At 73.5% G+C, this 9,285-nt stretch carries 6 protein-coding genes; all 6 read left to right on the top strand.

What is annotated here, in order from left to right:
- Window positions 1-821: 821 nt before the first annotated feature.
- Genes ABT158_RS28490 through ftsW form a run of 6 tightly spaced genes read left to right on the top strand, consistent with a single transcriptional unit; the run spans window position 822 to window position 9,274 of the window.
- The gene (locus tag ABT158_RS28490; protein ID WP_502911576.1) at window positions 822-2,552 is read left to right on the top strand and encodes a peptidoglycan D,D-transpeptidase FtsI family protein; all 1,731 of its coding nucleotides are present in this window, start codon (window positions 822-824) and stop codon (window positions 2,550-2,552) included.
- A gap of 40 nt (window positions 2,553-2,592) precedes the next feature.
- Window positions 2,593-4,125, top strand: a complete 1,533-nt coding sequence (locus ABT158_RS28485) for a UDP-N-acetylmuramoyl-L-alanyl-D-glutamate--2,6-diaminopimelate ligase (RefSeq protein ID WP_352325066.1) — start codon at window positions 2,593-2,595, stop codon at window positions 4,123-4,125.
- On the top strand, window positions 4,122-5,552 hold the full coding sequence (locus ABT158_RS28480; RefSeq protein WP_352358444.1) for a UDP-N-acetylmuramoyl-tripeptide--D-alanyl-D-alanine ligase: 1,431 nt from the start codon (window positions 4,122-4,124) through the stop codon (window positions 5,550-5,552). Before ABT158_RS28485 ends, ABT158_RS28480 begins: the two co-directional genes overlap by 4 nt.
- Entirely contained in the window at window positions 5,549-6,607 is a 1,059-nt protein-coding gene (gene mraY, locus ABT158_RS28475) for a phospho-N-acetylmuramoyl-pentapeptide-transferase (protein WP_352325068.1), read from the top strand. The genes ABT158_RS28480 and mraY overlap by 4 nt, the downstream gene beginning before the upstream one ends.
- Window positions 6,604-7,974, top strand: a complete 1,371-nt coding sequence (gene murD, locus ABT158_RS28470) for a UDP-N-acetylmuramoyl-L-alanine--D-glutamate ligase (protein ID WP_352358442.1) — start codon at window positions 6,604-6,606, stop codon at window positions 7,972-7,974. The genes mraY and murD overlap by 4 nt, the downstream gene beginning before the upstream one ends.
- Window positions 7,964-9,274, top strand: a complete 1,311-nt coding sequence (gene ftsW / locus ABT158_RS28465; RefSeq protein WP_352358440.1) for a putative lipid II flippase FtsW — start codon at window positions 7,964-7,966, stop codon at window positions 9,272-9,274. Before murD ends, ftsW begins: the two co-directional genes overlap by 11 nt.
- The last annotated feature ends 11 nt before the right edge of the window (window positions 9,275-9,285 follow it).

Genomic DNA, 9,285 nt, shown 5'->3' with positions numbered 1-9,285 from the left:
AGTTCCGCTACCCGACCGAGGCCGGGCTGCCCGTCCGCCTGCTGATCGACATGTTCACCGCCCGAGACCTGCCCACCGGCGACGGCTGACCCGCCCGGCCCCGCGACGACGACGAGGGCACCCGCTCGCGCCGCGACCCGGGCGACGGCCCACGCCGCCGTCCGCGCGACGACTCCCGCGACGATTCCCGCAACCGCGCCGCCTCCCAGGGACGCGACGACGACGACCGCCCGCGCGGGCGCACCCCGCAGAGCCGCGACGGCGACGACCGTCCGCGTGGCCGTGCCGCCCAGGGACGGGACGAGAGCGACCGTCCGCGCGGCCGGGCCCAGGGGCGGGAGGAGAGCGACCGGGCGCGCGGGCGCGCGTCCTGGCGCGACGACGGCGCCCGGGACAGGGCGCCGCAGGAGGGGCCGCGCCGTCGCGGCGACGGCCCCGGCCCCGACCAGGCCCGCGGCTCAAGATCCGACCAGGGACGCGGCTCCCGGCCCGACCCGGCGCGCGGCTCAAGGTCGGACCAAGGGCGCGGCTCGCGGCCCGACCCGGCGCGTGGCTCGCGGTCCGAGCCGGCGCGGCCCGGCTCGGGGCCGGGCCAGAGCCGGGGCTCCCGGCCCGATCAGGGGCGCGCCGGCAGGCCCGACCAGACCCGTGGTCCCAGGGCCGGTCAGGCGCGCGGTCCGGCCTCCGGCCAGGTGCGCGCCTCCGGGCTGGACCAGGCGCGCGGGCGTGAGCGCGGCATGCTGCGCCGCGGCGCGGACGTGCCGCCCCCCAGGGGCCCGCGCCGCCCGCCCACCCCGCCGCGCCCGCCGCGGCCCCCGCTGGTGCTGCGCCTGGGCAGCCCGCGCCGGCGCATCAACATCGGCCTGATCGGCATGACGTTCATCCTGTCGATCTTCGCCGGCCGGCTGATCCAGATGCAGGGCCTCGACTCCAAGGTCTACGAGGCCGCCGCCGTCGGCCAGCGCCAGCACGTCGAGGAGATCCCCGCCAAGCGCGGCACGATCACCGACGTCAACGGCAACGCGCTGGCCCGTACGTCGGAGGCCCGCGAGGTGTCCATCGACCCCTCCAAGGTGCCCGCGGACGTCCGCGCCAACGTGGCCGCGATCCTGGCCAGGCAGCTCGGCAAGACCGTGGAGGAGATGACCGCCAAGCTGTCCAGGACCGGCAGCCGCTACCAGCTCCTGGCCCGCGACGTCGACCCGGTCGTGGCCACCCGCCTGCTCCAGGCCCGCGTGCCCGCCCTCAGCACGAAGAAGACCTACCGCCGCGACTACCCGGCCGGCGACCTGGCCGGCAGCCTCATCGGCTTCGTCGGCGACGAGGGCAACGGCCTGGGCGGCATGGAACAGGCCAAGAACACGATCCTGGCCGGCCGCGACGGCAAGCAGCGCGTCGAGACCGGCCGCGACGGCCTGCGCATCCCCATGACCAGCAGCGAGCGCACCGCGCCCGTCAACGGCCAGGACGTGCGGCTCACCATCGACCGCGACATCCAGTGGGCCGCCCAGGAGGCGGTCGCCGAGCAGGTGCGCGAGTCGGGCGCGAGCAGCGGCGCGGTCATCGTCATGGACGTGAAGACCGCCCAGATCATCGCCATGGCCAACGCGCCCGAGCTCGACCTGGGCAACTGGCGCAGGGCCCCCGCGTCCTCCTACGTCAACAAGGCCGCCGCGGACGTGTTCGAGCCCGGCAGCACCAACAAGGTGATCACCGCCGCCGCCGCGCTGGAGGCCAAGGAGGTCACCCCCGACACGGTGTTCCAGGTGCCCGACAACATCAGGTGCGCCGACCGGGTGCTGCGCGACGCCCACGCCCACAAGCCCGAGGCGATGACGTTCCGGCAGGCCATGGCCCAGTCCAGCAACGTCGCCACGATCATGGCCGCCCGCAAGGTCGGCAGCGAGCGCCTGTACGCGATGCTCAGGGCGTTCGGGTTCGGCAGCACCCCGGCGGGCGGCGTGCCCAACGCCGAGGCGGGCCTGCTGCCCAACTACAAGAACTGGTCGGGCAGCCAGAGCTGCACGGTCGCCTACGGCCAGGGCGTGTCGGTGACCGCCCTGCAGACCGCCAGCGTCTACCAGACCATCGCCAACGGCGGCGTCCGCGTCGATCCGCAGATCGTGGCGGGCACCACCGACGCGTCCGGCAGGTTCGTCCCGGCTCCCGCGGGCAGGCAGACCAGAGTGGTGAGCGAGACGACGGCCAAGGAGATCACGACGATGCTGGAGACCGCGGTGAGCGCCGAGGGCACCGGCGCGCTGGCCGCCATCCCCGGCTACCGGGTGGCGGGCAAGACCGGCACGGCCGACCGCTACGACGCCGAGCTGGGCCGCTACGACGGCTACACGGCCTCCTTCGCCGGGTTCGCGCCCGCGGACGCGCCCCGGCTGGTGGTGCTCTCGGTGCTCCAGAACCCCAAGAACGGCCATTTCGGCGGCCAGCTCGCGGCCCCCGTGTTCAAGGATGTGATGACGTTCGCCATCAAGAGCAGGAAGATTCCTCCCACAGGCTCGGACGCGCCGCCGGTGCGTACGCGCGCGGGACAGTGAGCAGGGAAGGTACGCTCTCGCCGTGCGTCCCCCGTCGTCTATGCGTCCCAAGACCAGCCCGCCCCGTCCGCTGACCGGGCTCGCGACCATGCTCGACGCCGATTCCGGCACGTCGAGGTCGCCCCATGCCGCCCTGACCGGCGTCACCATCGATTCCCGCGCCGTGCAGCGCGGCGATCTCTACGTGGCGCTGCCGGGCAACCGCGTGCACGGCGCGACCTTCGCCGCCGAGGCGATGGCGCGCGGAGCCGTGGCCGTCCTCACCGACCCGGCCGGGCGGGAGGCCGCCGTGGCCACCGGCCTGCCGGTGCTGATCGTGCCCGATCCGCGCGCGCTGCTCGGGCAGGTCTCCTCCTGGGTCTACGGCCAGCCGGCCCACGACGTCCAGGTCATCGGGGTGACCGGCACGAGCGGCAAGTCCACCACCACCTTCATGGTGGAGGCCGGCCTGCGGGCGGCCGGCCACACGACGGGCCTGGTCGGCGGCGTCGAGATCGCCGCCGGAGACCTCCGCTTCGAGCCCACGCTGACCACGCCGGAGGCCCCGCAGCTGCACGCCCTGTTCGCGCTGATGCGCGAGCAGGGGGTCACCGCGGCCACCATGGAGGTCTCCAGCCACGCGCTGGCGCTCGGCCGGGTCGACGGCATCTTCTACGACGTCGCGCTGTTCACCAACCTCTCCCAGGACCACCTCGACTTCCACAAGGACTTCGAGGACTACTTCGCCACCAAGGCCAGGCTGTTCCAGCCCGAGCTGAGCCGCGTCGGCGTGACCAACATCGACGACCCGCACGGCCGGGAGCTGCTGCACCGGGCCAAGGTGCCGATGACCACGTTCTCGGCGCTCGGCGACCCGGAGGCGGAGTGGCGGGCGCTGGAGGTCCGGCTCGGCGCCGACGGCAGCGCGTTCCGGGTGGCCGGTCCCGGCGGGGTCGAGGCCGACGCGCAGATCTCGCTGCCCGGCCCCTTCAACGTCGCCAACGCGCTCGGCGCGATCGTCTGCCTGGTGGAGTCGGGGGTGCCGCTCCAGACCGCCGTGCACGGCGTGGGCAGCCTCACCGGGGTGCCCGGCCGCATGCAGCGCATCACCTCCGCCGAGGAGGAGTTCCAGGCGCTCGTGGACTACTCCCACAAGCCGGGCGCGGTGGAGTCGGTGCTGCGCTCGCTGCGGGAGGTGACCGCGGGCACGCTGACGATCGTGCTGGGCTGCGGCGGCGACCGCGACACCGGCAAACGCCCGCTCATGGGCGAGATCGCCGCCCGGCTGGCCGATGTGGCGATTTTCACCAACGACAACCCGCGCTCGGAGGATCCGCTCGCCATCCTGGCCGCGATGATGGAGGGAGCGCTCGGCGTTCCGCCTCGCGACCGCGCCCATGTGATCATTGAGCCCGACCGCGCGGCCGCGATCGACCTGGCCGTCGGCCGGGCCGGCCGCGGCGACGTGATCGTCGTCGCGGGCAAGGGTCACGAGCAGGGCCAGTACGTCTCAGGCGAAGTGATCCCCTTCGACGACCGCGAAGTGGTCGCCGAAGCGATCGACGCACGCAAGGAAAGCAGGAAGCACCGATGATCCCGTTGCCGCTGGCCAGGATCGCCGAGATAACCTCGGGCGCCCTGTCGGGCATGGCAGACCCCCGCGCCGTGGTGCGCGGGCCCGTAGTGATCGACTCACGCGCGGTGGAGCCGGGATCGCTGTTCGTCGCCCTGGCCGGCGAGCGGGTCGACGGCCACGACTACGCCGCGCAGGCGATCCGGGCCGGAGCGGTCGCCGTCCTGGCCTCCAGGCCGGTCGACGCGCCGGCGGTGATCGTCCCCGACGCCGCGGTCGCGCTGGCCGAGCTGGCCACCGCGCAGGCCGCCGCGCTGCCGCAGGCCACCGTGATCGGCGTGACCGGCTCGGCGGGCAAGACCAGCACCAAAGACCTGCTGGCCAGGCTGGCCGGCCGGATGGGCCCGACCATCGCGCCCGTCGGCAGCTTCAACAACGAGCTGGGCCACCCCCTGACCGTGCTGCGCGCCGACGTCGACACCCGGTTCATGGTGCTCGAACTGGCCGCCCGCAACATCGGCCACATCAAGGAGCTCACCCGCATCGCGCCGCCTGCGATCGGCGTGGTGCTCAACGTCGGCACCGCGCACCTCGGCGTGTTCGGCGGCAAGGAGGCCATCGCCAAGGCCAAGGGCGAGCTGGTGGAGGCGCTGCCGCGCACCGGGGTGGCGGTGCTCAACGCCGACGACCCGCTGGTGTCGCAGATGGCCGCGCGCACCGACGCGCGCGTCACGTACTTCGGGCGCGGCGAGGGCGCGGCCATCAGGGCCGAGCAGGAGACGGTCGACGGGCGCGGGCGGGCCTCGTTCACGTTGCGCACCCCGTCCGGGGCCGCGCCGGTGACGCTCCAGCTCTACGGCGCCCATGCCGTGGAGAACGCCCTGGCCGCCGCCGCCGCGGCCTACGAGCTGGGCCTGCCGGTCGCCACGATCGCCGAGGAGCTGTCGGAGGCCGCGCCGCGCAGCCGCTGGCGCATGGAGGTCACCGACCGGCCCGACGGCGTCACGGTGGTCAACGACGCCTACAACGCCAACCCCGACTCGATGCGGGCCGCGTTCGACATGTTCGGCGTGATGGGGCAGCAGCGGCGGCGGTTCGCGGTCATCGCGGCGCTGCGCGAGCTGGGCGAGGAGAGCGCGGCGCTCAACACCGAACTGGGGCGGCTGGCGGGCGGTTCGGGCCTGACGGGCCTGGTCGTCGTCGGTCCCGACGCGGGCCCGGTGCTGGAGGGCGCGAACGAGGCGGTCTCGGCCGCCGCGGGACCGCCAGGTGGCGGAGGGCCATATGCTCCCCAGATGACCCGGATCGTACATGTCCCTGATGCCGAGGCAGCGGCGGCCGCACTGGCCGGCCTGCTGCGCCCCGGCGACGCGGTGCTCGTCAAGGGCCCCCGCGCGATGGGCCTGGAACGCACGGCGGAGCTCCTTCTCGGAGGTGCCGCTCAGTGATCAACATCGTCATCGCCGGCGCGGTGGGCCTCGTCCTGTCGATGCTGGGGACCCCCTTGGCGATCAGGCTGTTCTCGCGGCGCGGCTACGGCCAGGAGATCCGCGAGGAGGGGGTGCAGGCCCACCTGGGCAAGCGCGGCACCCCCACCATGGGCGGCATCGTGTTCGTGCTGGCCGCGCTGCTGGCCTACGGCGGCTCCCACCTGGCCACGCTGTCGCCGCCGACGGTGTCGGGCATGCTCGTGCTGTTCCTGATGACCGGCCTCGGCGCGGTCGGCTTCCTCGACGACTTCATCAAGATCTACAAGCAGCGCAGCCTGGGCCTGCGCAGTGGCGCCAAGGCCCTCGGCCAGCTCGTCGTCGGCGCCGTGTTCGCCGTGCTGATCACCCGCCAGCCCAACGTCTACGGCATCACCCCCGCCGAGACCCGGCTGTCGTTCCTGCGTGACATCGGCCCCTCGATCGGCATCGTCGGCTTCACCATCTGGGTGCTGTTCATGATCGTCGGGTTCTCCAACGCCGTGAACCTCACCGACGGCCTCGACGGCCTGGCCAGCGGCGCGACCGGCGTCGTGCTCGGCGCGTACGTGCTGATCGGCAACTGGCAGCTCCGCAACAACTGCATCGACCAGCTCGGGCCCAACTGCTACTGGGTGCGCGACCCGCTCGACCTGTCGGTGGTGGCCGCGGCCGTGCTGGGGGCGCTGGTCGGGTTCCTGTGGTGGAACGCCCCGCCGGCGAAGATCTTCATGGGCGACACCGGCTCGCTGGCCCTGGGCGGCGTGCTGGCCGGCCTGGCCATCGCCACCCGCACGCAGCTCCTGCTGATCATCCTGGCCGGGCTGTGCGTGATCATCACGGCGTCCGTCATCATCCAGGTCGGGTTCTTCAAGATGACCGGGAAACGGGTGTTCAGGATGGCGCCGCTGCAGCACCACTTCGAGCTGAAGGGCTGGGCCGAGACCACGATCGTGGTGCGGTTCTGGCTCATCGCCGGGCTCTGCGCGGCGCTCGGGCTCGGGCTGTTCTACGTCGAGTGGATGCCCAAGCCATGACGTTGACGTGCGTGGCCGGGCTCGGCGTCTCCGGCACCGCGGTGGCCGGGGCGCTGGCCGGACGCGGCGAGCGGGTCGTGGTCGTGGAGGCCGTGGAGGGCGAGCGGCAGCTGGCCGCCGCGGCCGAGCTGGCCCGCGCCGGCGTCGAGACCAGGTTCGGCGAGATGGTGCTGCCCGAGGGCACGACCAGGCTCGTCACCACCGGCTGGGCCCCGCACCACCCGCTGGTCGCCGCCGCGCTGGCGGCCGGCGTCGAGGTCGTCGGCGAGGTGGAGCTGGCCTGGCGGCTGCGCCCGCCGCACGCCGCCCCCTGGCTCGCGCTGACCGGCACCAACGGCAAGACCACGGCCGTGCGCATGCTCACCTCGATCCTCCGGGCCGCCGGGCTCGACGCCCTGGCCGTGGGGAACGTGGGCGTCCCGGTCGTCCAAGTTGTCGCCGAGCCGTACGACGCCCTGGCCGTCGAGCTGTCCAGCTTCCAGCTCCACTGGTCCAGCACCCTGGCCCCGCACGCCGCGGCGATCCTGAACATCGCCCCCGACCACCTCGACTGGCACGGCTCCATGGCCGAGTACGCCGCCGCCAAGGGCCGCATCTACGAACGCGCCGGCACCGTGATCTACAACGCCGACGACCCCGAGTGCGCCCGCCTGGCCGAGCCCTACCAGGGCGCCGTCGGCTTCACGCTGCGGGCGCCGCGCAGCGGCCAGCTCGGCGTGGTCGAAGACCTGCTGGTCGACCGGGCGTTCGTGGCGGACCCGGTCGAGGCGGCCGAAGAGCTGGCCACGTTCGCCGACATCCGGCCCCTGGCCCCCCACAACGTGGCCAACGCCCTGGCCGCCGCCGCCCTGGCCCGCTCGCTCGGCGTGCCGTCCGAGGCCGTACGGCTGGGCCTGCGCGCCTTCAAGCCCGACCCCCACCGCCTGTCCCACGTCGACCGGGTCGGCGACGTCGACTACGTCGACGACTCCAAGGCCACCAACCCGCACGCCGCCGCGGCCGCGCTGGGCGCCTACCCGTCGATCGTGTGGGTGGCGGGCGGCCAGCTCAAGGGCGCCGACGTCGACGACCTGGTCCGGCGGGCCGCGCCCCGGCTGCGCGGCGCGGTGCTGCTGGGCGCCGACCGCGCGGCGATCGCCGAAGCACTCGCGCGACACGCGCCGAATGTCCCCGTCGTGGACATCCCGGGCCAAGACACTGGTGTGATGGACACCGTCGTCACCGAAGCCGCGCGGCTGGCCTCCCCCGGGGACACCGTGCTGCTCTCCCCCGCGGGCGCCTCGCTCGACATGTTCCCCGGCTATCCGGCACGAGGGGAGGCCTTCGCCCGTGCCGTCCACGAGCTGAGGCGGCGGCGTGAGCAGTAGCACCGGCACCGCCGGCGCCCGTCCGGCCGCCGGCGAGCCCGCCCGGTCCAAGGCCCAGGAGGGCCCCGCGAGCTGGGTCCGCGAGCAGCGCGCCGTGCTGAAGGAGCTGCTCGACAAGCCGCTGACGACCTACTACCTGATCATCATGTGCAGCGCGCTGCTGCTCGCGCTCGGGCTCATGATGGTGCTGTCGGCCTCCGCGATCGAGGCCCAGCAGAAGACCGGCAACCCGTTCTCGTGGTTCATCAAGCAGTCGTTGTCGGCCGGCGTCGGCGTGCCCGTGATGTACGCCTGCTCGCGCCTGCCGCCGAAGTTCTTCCGCTGGGCGGGCTACCCGCTCATGGCGCTGGCGGTGCTGGCGCTGGTCATGGTGCTGTTCATCGGCGAGTCCGAGCTGGGCGCGCAGCGGTGGATCTACATGGGCCCGTTCACCCTCCAGCCGTCCGAGCCGGCCAAGCTGGCGCTCGTGCTGTGGGGGGCCGACCTGCTGGCCAGACGGGCCAGGCAGGGCCGGATCGAGTGGCGGCAGATGCTGATCCCGCTCATGCCCGGCACCGCGATCCTGGTCGTCATGGTCCTGCTCGGCCGCGACCTCGGCACCACCCTCGTGCTCTTCATGATCTTCCTGGCTCTGCTGTGGGTGGTGGGGGCGCCGATCAAGCTGTTCGGCGGCATCCTGGCGCTGGCGGTGCTGGCCGCGGTCATCATGATCAAGGTGGAGCCGTACCGGATGAAGCGCATCGGGGCCTTCCTCGACCCGTGGGCCGACGCCCAGGGCGCCGGCTACCAGGCCGTGCAGGGGCAGATCGCGATGGGCTCGGGCGGCTGGTTCGGGCTCGGCCTGGGCAGCAGCCGCCAGAAGTGGAGCTGGCTGCCCCACGGCGAGAGCGACTTCATCTTCGCCATCCTCGGCGAGGAGCTCGGCCTGATGGGCACGCTGATCGTGGTGGCGCTGTTCGGCCTGCTCGGCTACGCGGGGCTGCGGGTCGCGGTCCGGGTCAACGACGGCTTCGTCCGCCTGGCCGCGGCCGCCATGGTGGCCTGGATCGTCGGGCAGGCGACCGTCAACATGGGCGCCGTGCTCGGCGTCCTGCCCATCACCGGCATCCCGCTGCCGCTGGTCTCCTACGGCGGATCGTCCCTGCTCCCCACGCTCGCCGCGCTGGGCATCCTGCTGTCGTTCGCCAAACGCGAGCCCGGCGCGCGCGAAGCTCTGGCCGCGCGTGGCCCCGGACCCGCCGCCCGGGGCCTAAGCTGGCTTGGCCTGGGGGGTACGTCCAGAGGCCGAGTGAGACGTTAGGGAGTGACCGA

It is taken from the genome of Nonomuraea sp. NPDC001636, from assembly GCF_040298265.1.
Taxonomy (GTDB): Bacteria; Actinomycetota; Actinomycetes; order Streptosporangiales; family Streptosporangiaceae; genus Nonomuraea.
Note: the sequence above shows the minus strand (reverse complement) of the source record. Positions and strands in the feature narration are given on the sequence as shown.

Coding starts and splice junctions, on each gene's coding strand:
- murD (WP_352358442.1), top strand. CDS start 6,604: ATGACGTTGACGTGCGTGGCCGGGCTCGGCGTCTCCGGCACCGCGGTG.
- ABT158_RS28480 (WP_352358444.1), top strand. CDS start 4,122: ATGATCCCGTTGCCGCTGGCCAGGATCGCCGAGATAACCTCGGGCGCC.
- ABT158_RS28485 (WP_352325066.1), top strand. CDS start 2,593: ATGCGTCCCAAGACCAGCCCGCCCCGTCCGCTGACCGGGCTCGCGACC.